General features: G+C 73.4%; 16 protein-coding genes and 1 tRNA gene. 8 read left to right on the forward strand and 9 right to left on the reverse strand.

What is annotated here, in order from left to right:
* Position 1: 1 nt before the first annotated feature.
* The gene (locus C892_RS0109500; protein WP_026124257.1) at positions 2-1168 is read right to left on the reverse strand and encodes a helix-turn-helix transcriptional regulator; all 1167 of its coding nucleotides are present in this window, start codon (positions 1166-1168) and stop codon (positions 2-4) included.
* A 224-nt stretch (positions 1169-1392) separates the two neighbouring features.
* On the opposite strand from C892_RS0109500, the gene C892_RS0109505 reads away from it, so the two are divergent.
* Positions 1393-1716, forward strand: a complete 324-nt coding sequence (locus C892_RS0109505; protein WP_017556991.1) for a recombinase family protein — start codon at positions 1393-1395, stop codon at positions 1714-1716.
* Positions 1717-2242: 526 nt separating this feature from the next.
* On the opposite strand, the gene C892_RS0109510 is transcribed toward C892_RS0109505, so the two are convergent.
* Positions 2243-2318: transfer RNA gene (locus C892_RS0109510), tRNA-Asn, on the reverse strand.
* 170 nt (positions 2319-2488) lie between these two features.
* Between C892_RS0109510 and C892_RS0109515 the strand changes: the two genes are divergently transcribed.
* The 3 genes from C892_RS0109515 (at position 2489) to C892_RS0109525 (ending at position 4499) form a co-directional block, all read left to right on the forward strand.
* A complete protein-coding gene (locus tag C892_RS0109515) occupies positions 2489-2830 on the forward strand; it encodes a hypothetical protein (RefSeq protein ID WP_017556992.1) in 342 nt (113 codons plus the stop codon).
* 106 nt (positions 2831-2936) lie between these two features.
* Positions 2937-3422, forward strand: coding sequence for a hypothetical protein (locus tag C892_RS0109520; protein WP_017556993.1), 486 nt, complete (start codon positions 2937-2939; stop codon positions 3420-3422).
* A gap of 594 nt (positions 3423-4016) precedes the next feature.
* The gene (locus C892_RS0109525) at positions 4017-4499 is read left to right on the forward strand and encodes a hypothetical protein (RefSeq protein ID WP_017556994.1); all 483 of its coding nucleotides are present in this window, start codon (positions 4017-4019) and stop codon (positions 4497-4499) included.
* A gap of 181 nt (positions 4500-4680) precedes the next feature.
* On the opposite strand, the gene C892_RS0109530 is transcribed toward C892_RS0109525, so the two are convergent.
* Entirely contained in the window at positions 4681-7572 is a 2892-nt protein-coding gene (locus tag C892_RS0109530) for an FAD-binding and (Fe-S)-binding domain-containing protein (protein WP_017556995.1), read from the reverse strand.
* A gap of 109 nt (positions 7573-7681) precedes the next feature.
* On the opposite strand from C892_RS0109530, the gene C892_RS0109535 reads away from it, so the two are divergent.
* Positions 7682-8203 carry a pyridoxamine 5'-phosphate oxidase family protein gene (locus C892_RS0109535; protein WP_040685343.1) on the forward strand — a complete coding sequence of 174 codons (522 nt, stop codon included), beginning with the start codon at positions 7682-7684 and terminating at the stop codon, positions 8201-8203.
* Positions 8204-10354: 2151 nt separating this feature from the next.
* Here C892_RS0109535 and C892_RS0109540 read toward each other — a convergent pair.
* From C892_RS0109540 to dnaG, 3 genes are all read right to left on the reverse strand, one after another.
* Complete coding sequence (locus tag C892_RS0109540) at positions 10355-11698, reverse strand: glycoside hydrolase family 18 protein (protein WP_394296672.1); 1344 nt, start codon at positions 11696-11698, stop codon at positions 10355-10357.
* A gap of 177 nt (positions 11699-11875) precedes the next feature.
* On the reverse strand, positions 11876-13024 hold the full coding sequence (gene rpoD, locus C892_RS0109545) for an RNA polymerase sigma factor RpoD (RefSeq protein ID WP_017556998.1): 1149 nt from the start codon (positions 13022-13024) through the stop codon (positions 11876-11878).
* 71 nt (positions 13025-13095) lie between these two features.
* Positions 13096-14988, reverse strand: coding sequence for a DNA primase (gene dnaG, locus C892_RS0109550; protein ID WP_026124258.1), 1893 nt, complete (start codon positions 14986-14988; stop codon positions 13096-13098).
* A 142-nt stretch (positions 14989-15130) separates the two neighbouring features.
* Here dnaG and C892_RS0109555 point away from each other — a divergent pair, with 142 nt between their 5' ends.
* From C892_RS0109555 to C892_RS0109565, 3 genes are all read left to right on the forward strand, one after another.
* A complete protein-coding gene (locus C892_RS0109555; RefSeq protein WP_017557000.1) occupies positions 15131-16480 on the forward strand; it encodes an extracellular solute-binding protein in 1350 nt (449 codons plus the stop codon).
* Positions 16481-16763: 283 nt separating this feature from the next.
* Positions 16764-17618: a carbohydrate ABC transporter permease gene (locus C892_RS0109560; RefSeq protein WP_017536629.1), complete on the forward strand. Its 855-nt coding sequence runs from the start codon at positions 16764-16766 to the stop codon at positions 17616-17618.
* The gene (locus C892_RS0109565) at positions 17615-18538 is read left to right on the forward strand and encodes a carbohydrate ABC transporter permease (RefSeq protein WP_017557001.1); all 924 of its coding nucleotides are present in this window, start codon (positions 17615-17617) and stop codon (positions 18536-18538) included. Before C892_RS0109560 ends, C892_RS0109565 begins: the two co-directional genes overlap by 4 nt.
* Positions 18539-18637: 99 nt before the next feature.
* On the opposite strand, the gene mmsB is transcribed toward C892_RS0109565, so the two are convergent.
* Genes mmsB through chvE form a run of 3 tightly spaced genes read right to left on the reverse strand, consistent with a single transcriptional unit; the run spans position 18638 to position 22724 of the window.
* Entirely contained in the window at positions 18638-19999 is a 1362-nt protein-coding gene (gene mmsB / locus C892_RS0109570; protein ID WP_017557002.1) for a multiple monosaccharide ABC transporter permease, read from the reverse strand.
* Positions 19996-21600, reverse strand: a complete 1605-nt coding sequence (locus C892_RS0109575; protein ID WP_017557003.1) for an ATP-binding cassette domain-containing protein — start codon at positions 21598-21600, stop codon at positions 19996-19998. Before C892_RS0109575 ends, mmsB begins: the two co-directional genes overlap by 4 nt.
* Positions 21597-22724: a multiple monosaccharide ABC transporter substrate-binding protein gene (chvE, locus tag C892_RS0109580; protein ID WP_017557004.1), complete on the reverse strand. Its 1128-nt coding sequence runs from the start codon at positions 22722-22724 to the stop codon at positions 21597-21599. The genes C892_RS0109575 and chvE overlap by 4 nt, the downstream gene beginning before the upstream one ends.
* Between the last annotated feature and the right edge of the window lie 8 nt (positions 22725-22732).

The following is a 22732-nucleotide window of genomic DNA, read 5'->3' on the forward strand; positions in this document are numbered from 1 at the left end:
GCTAGATGGCTGCCATCAGGGCGAGGAGCCGGTCCTGGACGTCGTGGACCCACGGCTCGTGGCGCCAGGGGCGAAGTTCCTGCCCTGCGGTGAATGCCAGGTTAAGCCCGCCACCACCCCGCGTCAGCTCGACGGCGTCGATGGTGCGGTGCATGGTGGTTGCGGCTTCGTCGAGCTTGTGTTGCCGGATGAGAGCGAGGGTGAGGTTGCCGTAGGCGATGGCCTGGCTCTTCTTCCGCTCGGTGAGGGAATGGGCGGTGGTGCGCAGGAGGGGTTCGACGCGTTCGGGCCGGCCGAGGAAGAGGTAGCAGGATCCGGCCAGGCGGTGGAACTCGGTGCGGGTGTAGTACTCCGCGGCCACATCATCGGTGCTGGGGCGGTCGAACTGGGCTTCGGCCTTGGCGAGGGCGTGCTCGCAGGCGGTGTGGTCGCCCAGCATGGCGCGGCCTTCGGCGACGTGTAGCAAGGACAGTCCGGTCAGGGCCGGGCTGACGGGGTTGGCGATCTCGGCGGCGCCGGCGGCCAGGATCGCGCCGTGCTCGGGGGTCGTCTCGCCGTAGAGGGCGAGGTAGCTCTTGCGCAGGGTCGCATACGCCTCGGTGCTCGCATCGCGGGCCTGGCGGGCTGCCTCGATGGCTTCGTCCAGGTAGGTGAGCGGTGCGTCGTGGTCGCGGCGCTGGCTGACGTCCCAGACCAGTTGGCTCATGATGGTGGCCGACTCGGCTTCGACCTCGAGCAGGGCTTTGCGGACGCGCGGGTTGGCGGCGTTCTCGCGCTGGAACCTCACCTGGCCGTGGAGCTGGCCGGCGGAGCTGAGCAGCGCGGTGGAGGGCACCGTGTGGTACTGCTCGTCAACTTGGCGGATGCGCTCGTGCAGCGAGGCCACCGCCACCAGATCGACCTGCGAGGGGTGCTCCAGCCCATAGCGCATGCGTTCGCCGGGCCGGGCCTGAGGGACGGTCACGTCATCGAGGAGTGTCCGCAGCTCTTCGGGCGTGACTTTCAGGGCGCGGGCGAGCTTGGGGCGTATCCATGGCTGGGGGTCGGTTTCGGCCCTCTCCCAGCGCACTACCGTGGAACGCTCGACGCCGAGGAGTTCGGCCAGCTTCTCTTGGCTGTAGCCCGCCGATTTGCGACGCTGAGACAGCCCTACGCGCCTGGCCGCCATGGCTATTTCCTCCGGGGGTAATAGGGGCGGTCCCAGCTTAGCCAGGCCAGGGCGTATATGCCCAGTCCAGGGCCACCTCTGCGCCATTTTTGCCTCAGCCCTGCACCCCTTGTGCTCTGGGTTTTTCCAGGTCAACCCGCTTGTCTGGCCACCAGGCCGGTCCACCGGCGCACGCCGGGGACCGCCGCCGAACCGGTTGGCCCTTGACCTGGAGGAGCCCGAACGTGCAGCCCACAATGTATGGCTATATGCGTGTGGCAAGCGATCATGCCACGAATGACGAATTGCTCCGCATAAAGCACGAGTTGACCGAATACGCCACCCGTGAGGGATTCTGTCTCGGCGAAGTGTTCGCCGAAGGCACCACGTGTTCGGAGTCGGCGTTTCACACGCTGCTGGAGGCACGCAAGCGCCACCGCGTCAGAGACGTCCTGGTGCCCTCGCTGTGGCACTTCGCCCGACTGCCAGGGCTGCAAGACGCCATGCGCCAGCACATCGAACACGAGACCGGCGCCCGTATCTGGGTGGTGCAGGGACAGCATCGATGAAGCAGACCACCGCCCCCGCCGCACTCGAACGCCTCCGCCTCCGCCTCTACGAGGCGGGTGTGCAGGTGGCGACCGACCATGACGGCCTCACGCTCGTCTTCCTACATGCCGACTGCGTCAGCATCTCCGCCACCGCGCAGCACTACCGCATCGAGCACGTCGACGGCGACGGGGAGACACGCCGCACCATCCCCCTCGCCCACAGCCGCACCGCGGCGAATGCTGAACCAGGCGACCTTTCACAGGCTGTATGTGGTGGAGGATCCGCTCGATCCGGACGGCGGCAGTGTGACGGGGCACGCTCTCAAGGAGCCGTTCGCGCGGCTGCATGCGGTGCAGAACGCCGCGGAGCACACCATCGGCAATGAGGGCGAGGCACTCGCATCCGAAGCGGCAGTGGGTGATACACCGCCCCACAACGCAAGCAGGGTCCCGCCCCGTTCGGGGAAGGACCCTGCTGCGTTCGATGCCGTGGACGTACTGCTAGGCGGTAACCGTTTGGGCAACGGTTCTAGTAGTGCGTCTCTGGCTCCCGCGACTGGACTCGAACCAGTAACCTGCCGGTTAACAGCCGGCTGCTCTGCCGATTGAGCTACGCGGGATGGTGTTCCCGCCGCCCCGGAGGGGCTCTCCCCCGCGGCGACAGGTAATACTCTAGCGCACCCTGAGGCGTGCTCGTGACAGCTTCTCCTCCCCGTGGGCGCCTTCCGGGTCGTGCGCGCCCGCGCGGGGTAACGTCGGACCCGTCAGCACTCGATGCCGAGGGGTACCCATGCGCTACCGGATCACCTTCATCGCCGGCCTCGCCGTCGGCTACGTCCTCGGAGCCAAGGCCGGGCGCGCCCGCTACGAGCAGATCGCCGGGACCGCCCGCAGGGTCGTGGAGAGCCCCGCGGTCCAGGAGACCGCGGGCATCGTCGGGGCCCAGGTCAGCAGCGCCGGCAAGACGGTCGCCACCAAGGTGGGCGATCGGCTCCCGGTCACGTCCGTGCGGGACTTCCTGGCCCGCCCCACCCCCGAGGAGGCGCAGGACATGGACGCGGCCTCCGCGGACGCCGGGACCGGCCTCAACGGCACCGGCCCGGACAGCGCGCGGCCCGGCTCCACGCGGTGACGCCCGTCGGCCGGGCCGCGCGCCTTCCGGGCCCGGCCGGCGGCGCCCCTACCGCCCCGGGCACCGCCCCTGCCGCGGGAGGGGCCCAGGACATTAGGGTGGGGCCATGAGATGGCTCCGCCCCTCCGTCCCCCGGGAGGTCCGCGACCGGCTCCGACTGGAGCGGGGTGAGCGCGTGCTGGCGCACGCCGGCTCCCGGGAGGGCGTGCTGGTGGCCACCGACCATGCCCTGCACCTGCCCGACGGGCACCGCGTCCCCTGGCAGGACATCGACCGGGCGCGCTGGGACGCCGAGAGCGAGGCGTTCACCTTCACCGAGGAGGGCGCCGGAGAGCGCGTGTTCACCGTCCCCGACCCCGGGCGGCTGGCCGAGACCGTGCACGAGCGGGTCACCGCCACCATCGTGGTCAGCCACCGCGGCGAACTGCCCGGTGAGGGCGCCGGGTTCCGCCTGGTGGCCCGCCGGCCGCCGGGCGGCGCCGAGATCGACTGGCGGGTCCACCTGGACGACGGGCTGGACCCGGGCGACCCCCGTGTCCAGGAGGCCGTGCAGCACGAGCTGGCCGCCGTGCGCGAGCGGACCGGGGTCTGAGATGTCCCCCGCCGCCACGCGTTCCGTCCCCCTGCCCGGCCCCCGCTCCCGTCCGCACATCCGGTGCCACGAACCGGGCCGCGCGGCCGGAGTCGGACGATTCACCGTTTTCCCCGCCCCTGGGAACATTCCAGCCCCGAATGCCCTCTAACGTGGGGAAGGCCGGTCACGGTCCGCGCACTCTCCGGAACCGGACTCCCCTCAGCCGCCGCCCCGGCGGCCCACCCGAGCCGCCCCGGCCCGCGCCGACCGGCCCGTAGACCACCCAGCGTCGAAGACAGGAGAACCATGGGGTCCCCGAACCCTCCCGTCCCCCCGCACGGCCCCTCCGACCCGTACCGGAGCCCCGGTCCCGGGCCCGCCCCGGGCCAGGGCGCCCCCGGCGGCCCCGGTTCTCCGGGCGCCCCCGGCGGTCCGGGCGTACCGCCAGGGCCGAACCCGCCGTCCGGCCCGCAGCGGCCCGGCCCGCCCCCCGGCGCCCAGCACCAGGGGCCCGGTGGCCCCGGAGGGCAGGGCCCCGGTGGTCAGGGCCCCGGCGGACCGCAGAACCCGTGGCAGCCGCAGCAGGCCGCGCCCGCGCCGAAGAAGCGCCCGGTGGGCCTGATCATCACGCTGGCTGTGGTGACCGTGCTGGCCCTCATCGGCGGCGGTACGACCGCGTTCTTCTACATGGAGAACGAGAAGACCTCCGAGGAGCTCGCCTCCGCCCAGGGCCAGGTCGAGGACCTCGGCGGGCAGATCGACGAGTCCGAGAAGGAGGCCGAGGCGCGCGCGGAGGAGGCGCAGGAGGCCTACGAGAACGCCGACCTGCCCGGCCTGTACGACGAGGTCACGACGCTCAGCGACGACCTGGAGTCGTCGATGCAGGACTTCGTCGAGTCCTCGACCGGCGACGGCGCCAGCGCCGAGGAGATCGAGACCCTGTTCCAGAACATGTACGACTGCATGGGCGCCCGTGAGGAGTACAACATGGGCGCGGCGGAGCACTCCACGCTGCTGGAGGAGAACAACCCCGACCTGCCCGCGTACCTCTCCGAGGACCAGTACGACTGCGGTCGGGACTTCTGGGGCGTCTGACCCCCGGCCTCCCCGCAGGGACGACGGGCCCGGCACCGTTCTCACGGTGCCGGGCCCGAGTCGTGGAAGGGGGGAGGAGGGGGTCGGACCCGAGTGTCCGTGCCCCGCGGCCCGCGCGGAGACCGCCGGCCCCCGGGTGCGGCCTCCGCCCCCTCAAGGAGGCGGAGGGCACCGGATGCGCTCACGACCTCGGCAGGCCTGCCGCCAAGGCCTCCGCGAGGTGGACGGCGGTGCGGTCGGTCTCCTGGGCGACCTGGGTCCGGCAGCTGAAGCCGTCGGCCACCACCAGGGTCCCGGGGTCGGCCTCGCGCACCGCGGGCAGCAGCGCCTGCTCCCCCACCGCCTTCGACACCTCGTAGTGCCCCTCCTCGAAGCCGAAGTTGCCCGCCAGCCCGCAGCACCCCGAGTCCAGGACCCGCGTGCGGATGCCCGCCATGTCCATCAGCTCGCGCTCGGGGTCGTACCCGATCACCGCGTGCTGGTGGCAGTGCACCTGGGCGACCGCGTCACCCTCCACCCGCGGCGGCTCCCAGTCCGGGGCGTGCTCGCGCAGGAACGCCGCCAGGGTGCGCACCGAGTCTGCGGTGCGGTCGGCGTCCGGCCCCGGCAGCAGCTCGCGCAGGTCGGTGCGGAGCGCCGCGGTGCAGCTCGGCTCCAGCCCCACCACCGGCACCCCCGCCCGGGTGAAGGGCTCCAGCGCACGCACCGACCGCCGCATCACCCGCCGGGCCACCCCCAGCTGCCCGGTCGACACCCAGGTCAGCCCGCAGCACACCGGCCCCTTGGGCAGCACCACCCGGAACCCGGCGTTCTCCAGCACCCGCACCGCGGCCGCCGGCACGCGCGGCTCCAGGTAGGTTCCGAAGGTGTCGGGCCAGAGCACCACCGCGCCCCGGTGCCCCGGGGCCGGCGGGCGGCGCCGGAACCAGCGGGCGAAGGTGGTGCGGGGGAAGGACGGCAGGTCCCGCTCGGGCGCGATGCCCCCGGCCCGCTTCAGCAGCCCCGACAGCCCGGGGGCGCGGGTGAGCCGGTCGATCTCGGCGGGGGCGAGCGCGGCCAGGCGCGCCCACAGCGGCAGCCACCCCATCGAGTAGTGCGCGGCCGGCCGCAGCCGCCCCTTGTAGTGGTGGTGCAGGAACTCGGCCTTGTAGGAGGCCATGTCCACGTCGACCGGGCAGTCGCTCAGGCACCCCTTGCACGACAGGCACAGGTCGAGGCTCTCGCGCACCTCCTCCGAGCGCCACCCGTCGGTGATCACCTCGCCGTTGAGCATCTCGAACAGCATCCGCGCCCGCCCCCGGGTGGAGTGCTTCTCCTCCCGGGTGACCTGGTAGCTGGGGCACATCACCCCCGGCCCGTCGTGCCGTCGGCACTTGCCCACCCCCGAGCAGCGCCGCAGGGCCTTGCCGAAGTCGCCGCCGTCCTCGGTGTAGGAGAGCACGGTCAGCGGCGTCCGCCCCGAGGCCGGGACCCGCAGGTCGGCGTCGAGCGGGCGCGGCTCGACCACCGCGCCGGGGTTCATGATCCCCTTGGGGTCCCACACCGCCTTGAACGCGCCGAAGGCGCGCATCAGCTCCGGGCCGTACATCCGCGGCAGCAGCTCCGAGCGGGCCCGCCCGTCGCCGTGCTCGCCGGAGATCGACCCGCCGTGCTCGACCACCAGGTCGGCGGCGTCCTCCAGGAACGCCCGGTAGCCGCCGATGCCCGCCTGCGTGCCCAGCTCGAAGTCGATGCGCACGTGCAGGCAGCCCTCGCCGAAGTGGCCGTAGACCACCCCGTCGCGCCCGTGCCGCCCCATCAACCGGTCGAACTCGCGCAGGTAGGAGCCGAGCCGTTCGGGGGGCACCGCCGCGTCCTCCCACCCCGACCAGGCCTCGCGGCCGTCCGGGGTGCGGGAGGTCAGCCCCGCCCCCTCCTCGCGGATCCGCCACAGGGCGCGGGTGTGCGCGGGGTCGGTGACCACCGCCGACCCGGTGGGGCGCACACCGCCCTTGAGCGCGGCGACCAGCGCCCGCCCCGCGGCGGCCGCCTCGCCGGAGTCCGGCCCGGCCAGCTCCACCAGCAGCCAGGCGCGCCCCTCGGGCAGCGCGACCCCGGAGCGGGCGCCGGGCCGGTCGAGGCCGGCCACCAGCCGCTCGTTCAGCCCCTCCACGGTCAGCGGCGCGTGCGCGAGGATGTCGGGGACCGCGTCGGCGGCGGTGGGGGCGTCCGGGTAGCCCAGGACCACCAGGGCCTTGGCGGGCGGCGCGGGCACCAGGTTCACCGTGGCGCCCAGGACGGTGACGCAGCCGCCCTCGGTCCCGGTGAGCGCGCGGGCGATGTTGCCGCCGTTCTCCGGCAGCAGCCGGTCCAGCCCGTACCCGGAGACCCGGCGCGCCAGCTTCGGCATGCCGGTGCGCAGCCCGCCCAGGGTGGCCGAGACCAGGTCGCGCAGTTCGGTGTAGACCCGGCCCTCGGTCCCGGGCAGGGCGGCCCTGCGGTCGAACTCCTCCCGGGAGGTGGCGCCGACCTGCATCCGGGTGCCGTCGGGCAGCAGCACGTCCAGCGACTCGACGTTGTCGGCGGTGGTGCCCCAGGCCACCGAGTGCGATCCGCAGGCGTTGTTGCCGATCATCCCGCCCAGGGTGCACCGGCTGTGGGTGGAGGGGTCGGGGCCGAAGGTGAGCCCGTGCGGTGCGGCGGCCTCACGCAGCCGGTCCAGCACCACGCCGGGCTGCACACGGGCGGTGCCGGCGGCGGGGTCGATCTCCTCGATCGCGGTCAGGTGCCGCGAGGCGTCGACGACCACCCCGGGCCCGATGGCGTTGCCGGCGATGCTGGTTCCTCCGCCGCGCGGGGTGACGGGCACCCCGTACTCGGCGCAGGCGGCGACGGCGGCGATGACGTCGTCGACGGTGCGGGGCAGCACCACGCCCAGCGGGACACTGCGGTAGTTGGAGGCGTCGGCGGTGTAGAGGGCGCGGGTGCCGGGGTCGAAGGCGACCTGTCCGGAGACCTCGGCCCGCAGGGCGCGCCGGAGGCCTTCGGCGTCGACGCCGTCGGGGATGTCAGAGCCGCTGAGGGTGTCGCGCATGGCCCCCACCCTGGCGCGCGGCGGTGCCGCGTGACAACCGTCGCACCGTGCGGCGCGCCGCCGGGATACCTGACAGCAGATGGCAGGAGGCGGTGCCAGGGTGGTCCGCATGGACGCGATCGACACGAAGGGGACGGCCGCGCGCGGCGTCGCCTGGGCGGAGTTCGAGCAGGAGGCCCCCGAGCTGGCGGCGCGGGTGCGCGCACGGTTCGAGCGGACCCTGCACCATGTGCTGGCCACCCTGCGCGCCGACGGCGCGCCCCGGGTCAGCGGCACCGAGGTGCAGTTCTACGGTCGGCACCTGACCATCGGCTCGATGCCGGGCGCGGTCAAGGCGCGCGACCTCCAGCGCGACGGCAGATTCGCCCTGCACGCCAACCCGGGCGAGGTGACCCGGGAGGGGGCCGAGGAGGCGATGGGCGACGGCGACGCGAAGGTGGCGGGGACGGCGGTCGAGGTGACCGATCCCGGGGAGCTGGAGGCCTTCCGGGAGGTGGGAGTCCCTCCCGGGCCGTTCCACCTGTTCCGGCTGATGCCGACCGACGTGGTGCTCACCGCGGTGGAGGGCGGTGAGCTGGTGATCCGCCACTGGCGCCCGGGGGAGGACGTGGCCGAGCACCACAGGCAGTGAGGCGGCGTCCGCTGGAGCGGTGTCGCTTTCGGCGGCCGAAGGCCGCCCGCCGATGGCGAGGCACCGATGGCGAGGTACAGGTCAGGACACCGAGCCCGGGACAGGACCGCCCCGAAGCCGACCGGCCGCGCCGGCCTGCTCGGACGGAACCTCACGCTCCAGCGGACACCGCCCAAGGGGACAGCAGGTACCCCGCTCACGGCCGCTTGCCGGACGCCAGGACGCCGCCGGTCGGGGTGGGAAGGGCTGCGACGAATGAGCGGGGCGATTCCCCTGCCCTGCCTGTCGACCCCCGGGCCTCTCGCGCTCCCGGAACAGTGGCAACGACGGCACGGCTGGTGCCCCGCTCCGGCCTGCCTGCCGGGTAGCGGGACCCTTCGGTGCAGAGGAAGGGCAGCGACGGCACAGCCGGTACCCCACTCACGGCCGTCGGCCGGGCGGCGGGTCGTCGGGGTGCCGGGGGCGTTGGCGGCGACGAGAGGCGGCGGTTGCCCAAGTGCCGGCGGTCGGCCGCGAGGTCTCTGCGGCACCGGCGATGAGCAGCGGCAACGGCGCGGCTGGTGCCCCGCTCCGGCCTGCCTGCCGGGCGGCAGGGCCCTTCAGTGCAGGGGAGAGGCGGCGACGACGAAGCAGAGGCGGTTTCCCTGTGTTGCTGGTCGGCCGCCGGGTCGCCCGTGGTCCGGGGAGATGGCGGCGACGGAATGGCCGGTTCCCCGCTCATGGGCCCCGGCCGGGCGGCGGGCCGTGGGGTGCCAGGGGGGAGGGCGGCGGCGAGCAGGCGGGGCGGTTCCCCGGGGCCTCCGGTCGGCTTCCGGGCCTGAAGCGGTGCGGGCAGGGTGCGCGAGCAGGCCCGGTGTCGCCCGCCCGTGCTCGCGGCGCCCCGCCCCGGCCCGCGCCGGGCGCCCCCTGACCAGTGGCCCCCTGCTGACCTGCGGGAATACGCGCCGTCATAGGGTCAGGCGGGCGGAAGCGCGCTGACCGACGCCCCCTGACGGCCCCTGGGTGCGATCCCGGCCAGACCAGAACGGGGTTCGGTACCGCCGTGCCCGTATTGCCCCTATTCGTCCGCCCGTCGAGGGGAGCGGGGTGGCGGAGGAGGAGTGGGGTGCCCGCTCGCTCCGGGCCTGGCGCCGGCGTCGACCCCTTCCCGGCTACGCGGAGCGACCGAGGGTGCCGTAAATGGGTCCGGTGTGCCGGTAGAGGGGGTGTCGGGTACCGAATCCGGTTCTGGTCTGGCCGGGATCGCACGCCCGCCCGCCCCCGGGCGGCGCTCCGAGCGCGCGCGAGACCTCACCCCCTTTCGATCCGGACGAACGGGACGCCCGGCGGGCCGGGTTCGCCGGAGACCGGCCCGGAAGGGCGGTCGTGTCCGCTGGAGTGGTGGAACTTTCGGCCGCGTCCTTGTGAGCGGTGCGACCCCTGCGGCGCCATCGGCGGCCCCGCCCCGGGTGCGCACCCCCTCCTCGCCGTTGATCTCGGGGAAGTCGGGGTAATACCGGCGAGTATTACCCCGACTTCCCCGAGATCAACGGGGGTGTCGATGCGGGCGGCGGGCCGCCCGGCGGCCGCCCTGGAGCAGGGCCCCTCAGCCGTCGCCGCCGCTGTTCCCGGGCCGTGGGAGGCCCGGCCCGACCGCCGTCCCCCCGGGGACCCGCCGCCCCTCGTCGCTGCCATCGCCCCTGCCACTCCGGCGGCTCGCCGCCCGGCCGGGGCCCGTGAGCGGGGCACCCGCCGTGCCGTCGTTGCCGCTGTTCCGGGACCGTGAGAGGCCGGGCGGTCGACGCGCAGGGCCGGGAAACCGGCCCGCCTTGTCGTTGTTGCCCGTCTCCCTGCGCTGAAGGAACCCGTGGGCCGGCAAGCAGGCCGGAGCGGGGTACCTGCTGAGCCGTCGTTGCTGTTCATCGCCGGTACCGGCGGTGCTCCGGCATCCGGCCGCGGCGAGTGAGCGGGGTACCGGCTGCGCCGTCGCCGCCACCGCCCCGGACCACGCGGCAACCCGGCGGCCGACCGGCGGCACCGGGGAACCGCCCCGCCTCTTCGTCGCCGCCGTCCCCATCGCACCGAAGAGCCCCGCCGCCCGGCAAGCAGCCCCGAGCGGGGCACCAGCCGTCCCGTCGTTGCCACCGTTCCCGGGCCTCTCGCAGCCCGGGGTCAGTCCTCTTCCAGGGACTCGTCCATCGCCTCGACCAACTCGGCGTCGGGGTCCATGTCCAGGTTCCACAGCATCAGGCCGCCCAGCTCCTCGCGGCGCACGTACTCCCCCTTCATCCGGACGATCTTCGGGGTGTCGTAGGTCCACCACTCATCGCCGTCGTAGAGCCAGTACGCCCCGTGGACCGGGTCGAAGAAGCGCTGCCCCGGGCGGCCCCGCAGGTCGCCGTAGGAGTCGGTGGCCTCCCCGTAGTCACCCTCGGCGGGCCCCTGGGCCGGGGCGTAGCGGCCGAACCCCTCCGGGGAGACGCCGGACCAGCCGCGCCCGAACCCGGGGAAGCCCAGAACCAGCTTGTCCGCCGGCAGCCCGTGGCCGAGCAGCTGGCGCACCGCCCGGTCGCTGCTGGGATCGTCGTCGTCCCCGGTGGGCGCGTACAGCTGCGAGTGGTGGTCGGTGGTCCTGCTCCACGACCCGGTGAAGTCGTAGCCCTGGACCGTGGCGAAGTCGATGGAGGCGAACACCTCGGGCTCGTAGCTCGCCTCGATGATCTCGGCGTCGTTGGCCAGCGACGCCGACAGCGCGTACTGCTCGCCCGTCTCCTCCTCCAGTGCGTCCAGCTGCCGCCGGAACTCCTGCACCACCAGGGTGAAGTTGCGCGGGTCGTCGGGGTGCTCGACGTTGTCGGGGCGGCCCGACCCGCCGGGCCACTCCCAGTCCAGGTCGATGCCGTCGAAGACGCCCGCGGCCGCGCCCTGCCCGCCCTGCGGCTCGTCGTTCATCCGCGGCAGGTTCCCGCGGATCCACAGGTCGATGCAGGAGGCGACGAACTCCTCCCGGGACTCCTCGGTGCGCACCGCCCGGGAGAAGTAGGTGGAGGTGTTCCAGCCGCCGAGGGAGATGGAGGCCGCGAGCGAGGGGGTCTCCTCGCGCAGCTTGCGCAGCTGGTTGAGGCTGCCGGCGAGCTCCTGCTCATAGGTGTCGGCCTCGCCGTCCACGCTCTCCCCCGCCTCGTAGCGGCGCTGGTAGATCTCCCATGGCTGGTCGGCCTCGGGGTCGATGAAGCACCGCCCCTCCTCGCTGACCTCGCCGAAGGCCCACATCAGGCGGGTGACCCGGTCGGCCGCGCCGCTGTCGCGCACGTCCTTGATCGAATAGCCGCGGTTGGCCGTGTTCCAGTCGGCGAAGTAGGCCAGCCTGCGGAGCCCGTCCTCGCCCACAGGCGAACCGGTATAGTCGACGACACGGGTGAACGCGCCGAAGAACAGGGTGCCGAGGGCCACTGCCGCGACGACACCGATCAGTACCCGCCCCTTGCGGGGCGCCGTCTGCCGCTGCGCTGACATCACCTAGAAAGGTAGCCCCAGCCCCCGGCGCGGATGACACGGACCGGCGCACGCGGCCACATCAGGCCGAACCGCCGGGATCGGGAACCCGGCGGCGGCGCCGGTCGTTCGCCCTCCGCGCCCCGGCCCACGGCCGGCCTCCGCGGCCGGTCCGAGCGACCGGTCCAGGTGGTGCGGTCAGTCCAGGTAGTCGCGGAGCATCTGCGCGCGCGAGGGGTGGCGCAGCTTGGCGAGGGTCTTGGACTCGATCTGGCGGATGCGCTCGCGGGTCACCCCGAACTCCCGCCCCACCTCCTCCAGGGTGCGCGGGTGCCCGTCGGCCAGCCCGAAGCGCAGCTGGATGATGCGCTGCTCGCGGTCGGACAGCCCGCCCAGCAGGTCCACCAGGTGGTCCTGGAGCATGATGAAGGCGGCCGCCTCCACCGGGACCACCGCGTCGGAGTCCTCGATGAAGTCGCCGAAGTCGGAGTCCTCCTCCCCGATGGGGGCCTGGAGCGACACCGGCTCCTGGGCGATGCGCTGGATCTCCTGGACCCGCTCGTCGCCGCACCCGAGCTCACCGGAGAGCTCGGCCGGGGTGGGCTCGCGCCCCAGTTCCTGGTGGAGCTGGCGCTGGACCCGCATCAGCTTGTTGATCGTCTCCACCATGTGCACCGGGATGCGGATGGTCCGGGCCTGGTCGGCGATGGCCCGGGTGATGGCCTGGCGGATCCACCAGGTCGCGTAGGTGGAGAACTTGAATCCCTTGGTGTAGTCGAACTTCTCCACGGCGCGGATGAGCCCCAGGTTCCCCTCCTGGATCAGGTCCAGGAAGAGCAGGCCCCTGCCGATGTAGCGCTTGGCGATCGACACCACCAGGCGCAGGTTCGACTCGATCAGGCGGCGCTTGGCGCGCTCGCCTTCGCGGACGATGGCCTCGAGGTCCTCGGCCGACCCGGCCGCCATCTGGGCGGGTACCGGACCGGCGCGGGCCCGGCGCAGCTTCTCCGCCGCGAACAGCCCGACCTCGATCGATTTGGCGAGTTCGACTTCTTCTTCTGCCGTCAGGAGCGGAACGCGTCCGATCTCGCGCAGGTAGATGCGCACCAGGTCGCTGGTGGGCGCCCGGCGGCCGAGGTCGGCCGCGGCGGCCTCCTCGGCGGCCGGGTCCACGACGTCGACCCCCTGCTGGGCGAGTCCGCGGACGACCTGGTCCAGGGAGTCCGGGGAGATGTCCAGCCGTTCAAGCGCCGTGGCGACGTCGGCCACGGTGACCGGTTCCCCGGATCCGGAGCCCGCCACCAGGTGCGCCACCTGCCGGACCGGAGGCGTTTCGCTGGGCAGCACCGATAGAGCCACTCCTACAGTGTGCCCGCTCGTGCAGCCGAATAGAGAGAACCAGTATTGTCACCCCGCTGCTACCCCGCCCCGGCGATGCGCTCGCGCACCGCGCGTTTGCGCTGGCCGGCGGCGAGGAGCTCGGCGAAGACGCGGTTGTACTCCTCGGCGTCGGCGGCGGGGTCGAGCCGGGCCAGGCGCGATTTCAGGTTTGCCTCGGCCCGATTGGCGGAATGAACGAGAATCGTGTCGATGATGTTCCGGGCGTAGCGCTCGTCGAGCTCGCCGTCGACCTCCACGCGTTCCACGGCCAGTTCGGTGACGAAGGAGCGCAGCGCCTCGCCGGGCGCGGCCTCGCGCAGCCGCGCCGCCCACTGCGCCGGGTCGTCGGCGGCCGCCACGCCCCCCTGCTCCCGGAGCAGCCCGAGCACCGCACGGTGCTGGGGCACGCTGAAGGCGTCCTCGTCCAGCTCGTCGAAGCCGGAGGCCAGCCCCGGCGCCTGGATCGCGATCTTCAGCGCCTGGCGCTCCCGCTGCAGGGAGGGGTCGCGCAGGTCGTAGGGGGCGGACTGGGCGGCGCCGGCCGACGCGGCGGGCGCCGGGGCGGTCCGCGTGCGCCCGCCGGCGCGCCCCGCGGTGCGGGCGCCGCGCGCGTGCTGCTCGACGCGGCGCTGCACGAACTCCTCGTCCATGAGGCCGAGCCAGCGGTCCAGCTCGACGGCGTAGACCTTGCGCACCCCCTCGTTCCGGATGCCCGCAACGATCTCGGCCCCGGCGTCGAGCGCGGCGATGCGCCCCTCCACGGTGTCCAGGTCGTAGCGGGCGATGACCTCGCGCACCATGAACTCGTACAGCGGCTTGGCCTCGTCGATGAGGTGCTCGACCGCCTCGGTGCCCTTCTGCAGCCGCAGGTCGCAGGGGTCGAGGCCGCCGGGCTCGACCGCGACGAAGGTCTGCCCGGCGAAGTTGTGCTCCTCGGCGAAGGCGCGCACCGCGGCCTTGCGGCCCGCGGCGTCCCCGTCGAAGGTGAAGACGACCTTGGCCTTGGTGTGGCCGCGGTCGAACAGGATCCGGCGCAGCAGCTTGACGTGGTCCTCGCCGAAGGAGGTGCCGCAGGTGGCGACCGCGGTGGGCACCCCGCTCAGGTGGCAGGCCATCACGTCGGTGTAGCCCTCGACGACGACCGCCCGGCCCTCCCGGGCCATCTCGCGCTTGGCCATGTCCAGCCCGTAGAGCAGGTGGCCCTTCTTGAAGACGGGGGTCTCGGGGGTGTTGAGGTACTTGGGGCCGTCGTCGGATTCGGAGAGCTTGCGGGCGCCGAATCCGACGGTCTCCCCGGTGACCTCGCGCACCGGCCACACCAGCCGGTCGCGGAACTTGTCGTAGGCGCCGCGCCGCCCCTGGCCGCCCAGGCCCGCGGTGACGATCTCCTTGTCGCTGAACCCCTTGGACCTCAGGTGGGAGGTGAGCGCTTCCCACCCGCCGGGGGCGTAGCCGACGCCGAACTGCGCGGCGTGGGACCCGTTGAAGCCCCGGTCGGTGAGGAACTTCCGGGCGTGCCGGGCCTCGGGGGCGTGCAGCTTCTCGGCGTAGAACTCCTGGGCGATGCGGTGCGCCTCGATCAGCCGCTGGCGCTGCCCCTGGTCACCGCGCTGGGTGTAGCCGCCCTCCTCGTAGCGGAGCCGTACCCCGGCCTTGGCGGCCAGGGCCTCCACGGACTCCACGAAGGAGATGTGCTCCATCTCCTGGACGAACGTGATGACGTCCCCGCCGACCCCGCAGCCGAAACAGTGGTAAAGGCCCCTCGAGGGGGTGACGTTGAAGGACGGGGACTTCTCGTCGTGGAAGGGGCACAGGCCCTTGAGCGACCCGCCGCCGGCGTTGCGGAGCTGGAGGTACTCCCCGATCACTTCGGCGATGGGCGAGCGCTCGCGCACGAGGGCGATGTCTTCGTCTCTGATCCGTCCTGCCACGGACGCCAGGGTAGTCCTCGCCCGTGACTCCGGGCGCACGGGCCTCAGGGGGCCGTGGATCGGGCGGGCCCACTCGTGCGACATTCGAGTGGCGCACCTCACACGGTCCATAGGGTCGGGGTGCGGGACGAGGAGGTGGCCGATGAAGCGGGCACCGGCGGCCGCGGCCGCCCTGCTCCTGGCCGCGCTCCCGGCGGCGGCCGGGTGCGAGGGGAGCGGGCGCGATCCCGGCACGGTGAAGGTCGTCTACCAGGATTTCGGCGCGTTCCGGGCGGCGGACGCGATCATGCGCTCCGTCAAGGAGGAGTTCGAGGCGGCCGACGAGGGCGTGACGGTCGAACTGCACCCGATCGAGGCGCCGGCCGAGGAGTACCAGACCCAGGTCAACCTGATGAACCGGTCGGCCGCCGAGGCGCCCGACATCCTCTATGAGGACAGCTTCACCATCAACCAGGACGTCGAGGCCGGCTACCTGCACCCGCTGGACGAGTACTGGGGGTCCTGGGAGGACGCCGACCAGTACAGCGAGCAGGCCGACGCGGCGGTGACCGCGCGGGACGGGTCGCGGTACGGCGTGATGCTCGGCACCGACACCCGGGGCCTCTGGTACAACCGCACACTCCTGGAGCAGGCCGGGGTCGGGGTCCCCTGGGAGCCGGAGGACTGGGACGCGGTGCTGGAGGCGGCCCGGGCGGTGCAGGAGGAGTTCGGCGACGAGGTGACCGCCTTCAACCTGTTCGGCGGCACCCCGGCCGGCGAGGTCTCCTCGATGCAGGGCTTCCAGATGCTGCTCACCGGGACCGGGGACCGGCTCTACGACGAGGACGCGGAGAAGTGGACGGCCGGGTCGGAGGGGTTCACCGACGCCCTGGAGTTCTACGACACCGTCTACTCCGAGGGCCTGGCCCTGGACACCCGGGACATGCTCAACGCCAACGCCCCCACCCTCAACCTGGAGGAGCGCATGCCCCAGGGGGAGATGGCCATCAGCCTCGACGGGTCGTGGGCCACCCAGACCTGGATCGAGGAGGGCGCCGGCCCCTGGCCCGAGTGGGAGGAGGAGATGGCCTTCACCGCGATGCCCACCCAGGACGGGGCGGACCCCGGCGCCACCAGCCTGTCCGGCGGATGGACGCTGGCCATGGGCGCGAAGACCGCCGACCCGGACCTGGCCTGGGAGGTCATGGCGACGGCGCTGAACAAGGAGAACGCCACCGAGTTCGCGGTGCGCGGCGCGCAGATCCCGGTCCGGGCCGATGTGGCCGAGTCCGAGGAGTACAGGGAGCGCTCCCCCATCGTCGAGGAGGCCAACGAGCTGGTGGAGGTCACCCACTTCCGCCCGGCCTACGCCGAGTACCCGCGGGTGTCGCTGGCGGTCCAGGAGGCCACGGAGCAGGTGCTGCTGGGCGAGGCGACACCGGAGGAGGCCGCGGCCGCCTACGACCGGGAGCTGGCCGAGATCGTGGGTGAGGACCAGGTCACCGGTGGGTGAGGACACCGGGGAAGGCGGTGGGCGGCAGGGGCGACGGGTCCAGCGGGCTGCGCCGCGCAGCGGCCCGAATGAGGGTGGTGGTGGGCGACGGGTCCAGCGGACTGCGCCGCGCAGCGGCCCGAATGAGGGTGGTGGTGGGCGACGGGTCCAGCGGACTGCGCCGCGCAGCGGCCCGAATGAGGGTGGTGGTGGGCGACGGGTCCAGCGGACTGCGCCGCGCAGCGGCCCGAATGAGGGTGGTGGTGGGCGACGGGTCGGGAAGGCGACCACCCCCGCGCCGGGGGTGCGGGTGCTCCCGGTCCTTCCGGCCGCCGTGCTGCTGCTGGCGTTCTTCGCCGCCCCGGTGGTGTGGACGGTGTGGGCCTCCTTCACCGATGCCGCGCTGACCGGGGCGGGGGCGGCGCGGACCTCCTTCGTCGGGCTCGCCAACTTCGAGCGGCTGTTCACCGACCCCGACGCCCTGCGGGCGACCCTGCTCACCGCCGTGTTCCTGATCGGGTCGGGGATCGTGGGGCAGACCGTGCTGGGCATGCTCCTGGCCCTGCTGATGCAGGGCCGCCGCCCGTGGGTGCGCACGGTCGTGGGCGGCATCGTGGTGGGCGCCTGGGTGCTGCCCGAGGTGGTGGCCGGGTTCGTGTGGGCGGCGTTCCTGGAGCGCGAGGGCACCCTCAACCGGATGCTGGAGGCGCTGGGGGCACCGCAGCAGGCGTGGCTGACCGCCCTGCCGATCCTGGCGGTGATCCTGGCCAACACCTGGAAGGGCACCGCCTTCTCGATGATGGCCTACTCGGCCGCGCTGTCGGAGGTGCCCACCGACCTGAAGGACGCGGCACGGGTGGACGGCGCCGGGCCGCTCGGCGTGGTCCGGCACGTGGTGCTGCCGCTGCTGCGCCGCACCGTCGCGGCCACCCTGCTGCTGGTGACCCTGCAGACGGTGCAGGTGTTCACCCTGATCTACGTGATGACCGCCGGCGGTCCGGCAGGGCGCAGCACCACCCTGCCGCTGCTGATGTACACCGAGGCGCTGCGGCTGGGCGACATCGCCTACGGCACCACGGTCGCCCTGGCGCTGCTGGCGGTGGCCGCCCTGTTCTCCGCGGTCTACCTGCGCACGCTCCGCCCCGAGGAGGTCCGATGACGGCGCGCTCCCCGGCCGGCCGCCGCACGGCCCGCCCCGTCCGCCCCGTCCGCCCCGTCGGCACGGCCCGGCCCGCCCGGCGCGCCTGGACGGTGGCGGCGCCCCGGCGGGCGGCCGCCGCCGTGCTGGTGCACACACTGCTGGCGCTGCTGGCCGCGGCCTTCGCGCTCCCCGCGCTGTGGCTGCTGGCGGCCTTCGACGCCGACGCCTCGGCGCGGGCCCGGCTCCCGGCGGAGCCGACGCTGGAGCACTTCGCCTCGGTCGCCACCGCCGACACCCTGTTCGTCCCGCTGGGCAACTCGCTGTGGATCTGCGGCGGCGCGGCGGTGGTGACGGTGGCGGCCTCGGTCCTGGCGGCCTACCCGCTCTCCCGCTTCCAGCTGCGGTTCGGCCGCCCGTTCCTGTACACGGTCCTGTTCGCCACGGGGCTGCCGATCACCGCGATCATGGTGCCGGTCTACAGCCTGTTCTCCCGGGTGGGGATGGTGGACTCGCGCTGGGGGGCGATGCTGTTCCTGGCCGCGGCCGGGCTGCCGTTCGGGATCTGGCTGACCAAGAGCTTCATGGACGGCATCCCGGTGGAGCTGGAGGAGGCCGCCTGGGCGGACGGGGCCTCGGCCCGGCAGTCGCTGCTGCGGGTGGTGGTGCCGCTGGCGCTGCCGGGCCTGTCCGTGGTGGGCGTGTTCACCCTGGTGCTGGCCTGGGGGAACTTCTTCGTGCCGTTCGTGCTGCTGCAGTCCCCCGAGCGGCTGCCGGCCGCGGTGCGGATCTACACCTTCTTCGGCCAGTACGGCTCGATGGACTACGGCCCGCTGGCGGCGTACGCGCTGCTGTACACCCTGCCGGTGGTGCTGCTCTACGCCGCCGTCTCGCGCTTCCTGGGCGGCGGGTTCTCCCTGGGAGGCGCCATGAAGGGGTGACCCCCTGCCGGGCGGCCGCGTCGGCCCGGACCCGTCGTCCGGGCCCGAGCCGACGCGCACGGCGGTGGCCGCGCACCGGGGGCCGGTGTGCGGATCCGGCTAGAGCGTCGGGCGGACCTCCGCCCCCCGTCCCGTGCCGCGGCCCGATTCGTCCCCGGCCTGACGGGCGGGGTCCCCGGATCCCTCGGCGGCCTCCGGCCCCCCGGTGCCGTCGCCCCCGGAGGACCCGCCCCCGCCGCCGCGGGCCCCGAGGGCCGCGCGGAGCCGGCCGAGGCCGGAGGCGAGCAGCCCCTTCTTGCCCAGCACGTCGAAGGCGACCGCGATGAGCAGCACCAGGCCCTTGATCGCCTGCTGCCAGTCCACGCCCAGCCCGATGATCGACATGCCGTTGTTGAGCACGCCCATGACCAGGGCGCCGACCACCGCGCCGACGACGGTGCCCACACCGCCCGAGGCGGACGCCCCACCGATGAAGGCGGCGGCGATCGCGTCCAGCTCGAACATGGTGCCCGCGCCGGGCGCGGCGAGGTTGAGCCGGGCGGTGAACACCAGCCCGGCCAGCGCCGACAGCGCCCCCATGTTCACGAACACCCAGAACACGGTGCGCTTGGTGCGCACCCCGGACAGCTCGGCGGCCTTGGGGTTGCCGCCGGTGGCGTAGACCCGGCGGCCGGGCACGGTGGCCGCCATGAACAGCGCGTATCCGGCGATGAGCACCAGCAGCAGGGCGCCGACCACGGGGATCCCGCTGTGCAGGGCGAAGGCGGTGCACAGGGCGAGCACCGCCGCGGCGGCCAGCGCCTGGACGGCCAGCGCCGCGGGGGCGGGCAGGACCCTGATCCCGTGCCGCAGGGCCCGGGCGCGGGAGGCGCGCAGGCCGGCGACGACCAGGGCCGCCACCGCGGCCCCCAGGGCCAGCGGGACGATGTCGACCCCGGCGACGTCGAAGCCCGGCACGAACCCGGTGGCCAGCGTGCGCGCCGAGGACGGCAGGTCGCCGACCGACTCGCCGCCGAGCACCAGCAGCGTCAGGCCGCGGAAGACGAGCATCCCGGCCAGGGTGACGATGAACGCGGGCAGCCCCACGTAGGCCACCCAGAACCCCTGCCAAGCCCCGATCAGGCCGCCGACCAGCAGCGACAGCGGCAGGACCAGGAGCAGGGGCAGGCCCCATTCGGCCAGCATGATGGCGGACACGGCGCCGGTGAAGGCCACGACCGACCCCACCGACAGGTCGATGTGCCCGGTGATGATCACCAGCATCATCCCCACGGCGAGGATCAGCACGTAGGAGTTCTGCAGGACCAGGTTGCTCACGTTGGCGGGCTGCAGCAGCAGCCCGCCGGTCAGGATCTGGAACAGGACGACGATCAGGGCCAGGGCGATGACCATGCCGTACCGGCGGGCGTTGCCGCGCAGCACCGCGCGCACGGAGGCGGCCCCGCCGGCCGCCGCCTTCACCGGCCCCCCTCGCGTGCCCCGCCCGCGCGGGCGGTGGGTCCGGGCGTGCCCGGCGCGCCGGTCATCAGCGTCATGAGTGCCTCCTGGTCGGCTTCGTCGGCGGGCAGGCAGCCGGTGATCCGCCCCTCGCACATGGCGTAGACGCGGTCGCACATGCCCAGCAGCTCGGGCAGCTCCGAGGAGATGAGCAGCACGCACGCCCCCTCGGCGGCCATCGCCCGCACCGCCTCGTAGATCTCGTACTTGGCGCCCACATCGACGCCGCGGGTCGGCTCGTCGAGGATGAGCAGGTCGGGGCGGGTGTAGACCCACCGGCCGAGCACGACCTTCTGCTGGTTGCCGCCGCTGAGCTCGACCACCGCCTGCCCGGTGTCCCGGCAGCGCACCCCCATCCGGGTGCGCAGCTCCTCGGCCGCGGCCTGCTCGGCGGCGGCGTCCACCACCCCGGCCCGGCCGAGGCGCCCGAGCCCGGCCAGCGTCAGGTTGGTGCGCACCGGGTCGTCCAGCACCAGGCCGAGCTCCTTGCGGTCCTCGGGCACGTAGGCGATCCCGGCGGCGACGGCCTCGGCGGGGTGGCGCGGGGCCACGGGCGCGCCGTCCTTGAGCAGCGTCCCGCGCACGTAGCGCCCGTAGGCCCGGCCGAACAGGCTCATGGCCAGCTCGGTGCGGCCGGCGCCCATCAGTCCGGCGAGCCCGGCGACCTCCCCCGCCCGGACCTGCAGGTGGGCGCCGTCGACGATGCGGCGGCCCCGCTGCACCGGGTGGTCCACGGTCCAGTCGCGCACCTCGAAGCGGGCCGGCCCGGCGCCGCCGGGCGGGCCGGGGTAGCGGTGCTCCAGGTCCCGGCCGACCATGCCGCGGATGATGCGGTCCTCGGTGGCCTCGCCGCGGGCCGCGTCCAGGGTCTCGATGCTGCGGCCGTCGCGCAGCACGGTGATCCGGTCGGCGACCCGCGTCACCTCGTCGAGCTTGTGGGAGATGAGGATGGAGGCGATGCCCTGCTCCTTGAACTCCAGCAGCAGGCGCAGCAGGGCGTCGCTCTCGGCCTCGTTGAGGGCGGAGGTGGGCTCGTCGAGGATGAGCACCCGCACCTGCTTGGCGATGGCCTTGGCGATCTCCACGAGCTGCCGGCGGCCCACGCTCAGCTCGCCCAGCGGGGTGGAGGGGTCGACGTCAAGGCCGACCCGCTCCAGCTGGGCCCTCGACCGGGAGACCGACGCCTCCTGGTCGACGAAGGACAGTCCGAGCCGCCGGCGGGCGCGCTCGTTGCCGAGGAACACGTTCTCGGCGACGGTGAGCTGCGGGACCAGGGCCAGCTCCTGGTGGATGATGGCGATGCCCGCGCGCTCGCTGTCGGAGGTGGAGGCGAAGCGGCGCTCGTCCCCTTCCACCTCCACCCGGCCCTGGTAGGAGCCGTGCGGGTGCACCCCGCTGAGCACTTTCATCAGGGTGGACTTGCCGGCGCCGTTCTCCCCGGTCAGGGCGTGGATCTCGGAGGGGCGGACCTCCAGGTCCACCCCGTCCAGCGCGACCACGCCGGGGAAGGTCTTGCGGATGCCGCGCATCCGCAGCACCGGCGGCCCCTCGGTCGGAGCGGTCATTTCAGGTCCGACTCCTCGTAGTAGCCGCTGTCGATGAGGACCTCCTCGTAGTTGGAGGCGTCGACCGAGACCGGCTCCAGCAGGCGGGCCGGCACCACCTTGGCGCCGTTGTCGTAGGTCTCGGTGTCGTCGACCTCGGGCTCCTCGCCGCGGGCCAGCGCGTCGGCCATCTCCGCGGCGGAGTCGGCCAGGGCCCGGGTGTCCTTGAACACCGTCTGGGTCTGCTCCCCGGCGATGATCGACTTGACCGACGCCGTCTCGGCGTCCTGGCCGGTCACCACCGGCAGCGGCTTGTCGTCGGTGCCGTACCCGGCGCCCTTGAGGGAGGAGATGACGCCGGTGCTGATGCCGTCGAAGGGCGAGAGCACCGCGTCCAGCTCCCGGTCGGAGTAGTGCGCGCCGAGCAGGTTGTCCATCCGGTCCTGGGCGACGGCGCCGTCCCAGCGGTTGGTGGCGATCTGGTTCATCTCGGTCTGGCCGCTGGGGACCTCCAGCACGCCGTCGTCGATGTAGGGCTGCAGGACCGACATGGCCCCGTCGAAGAAGTAGTAGGCGTTGTTGTCGTCGGGGGAGCCGCCGAACAGTTCGATCGACACGGGTCCCTCGGCCTCGTCCAGGCCGAGCTCCTGGACGATGTACTCGGCCTGGAGCACGCCCACTCCGAAGTTGTCGAAGGTGGCGTAGGCGTCCACGCCTTCGCTCTCCATGATGAGCCGGTCGTAGGAGAGCACCGGGATGCCCGCGTCCTCGGCGGAGCCCACCACCTCGGTCAGGGCCTCGCCGTCGACCGGGGCGACCACCAGGACGTCGACGTCCTTGGTGATCATGTTCTCGATCTGGGCGACCTGGTCCTCCACCACGTCCTCGGCGTACTGCAGGTCGGTGCCGTAGCCGGCCTCCTCCAGGGAGGCGACCATGTTCTCGCCGTCCTGGACCCAGCGCTCCCAGGACTTGGTGGGCATGGAGATGCCGACGGTGCCGCTCTCGCCTTCGGGCCGGGCGGCGTCGCCGACGCCCCCGCAGGCGCCGGCGGCCAGGGCCAGGGCGGCCCCCAGGGCCGCGGCCCGTACGGTGCGCCCGGTGCGCCCTGTGCGCCCGGTGCGGTTCTCGCTCATGGCGTTCATCGCTCTTC

Source organism: Nocardiopsis baichengensis YIM 90130 (assembly GCF_000341205.1).
Taxonomy (GTDB): Bacteria; Actinomycetota; Actinomycetes; order Streptosporangiales; family Streptosporangiaceae; genus Nocardiopsis_A; species Nocardiopsis_A halophila.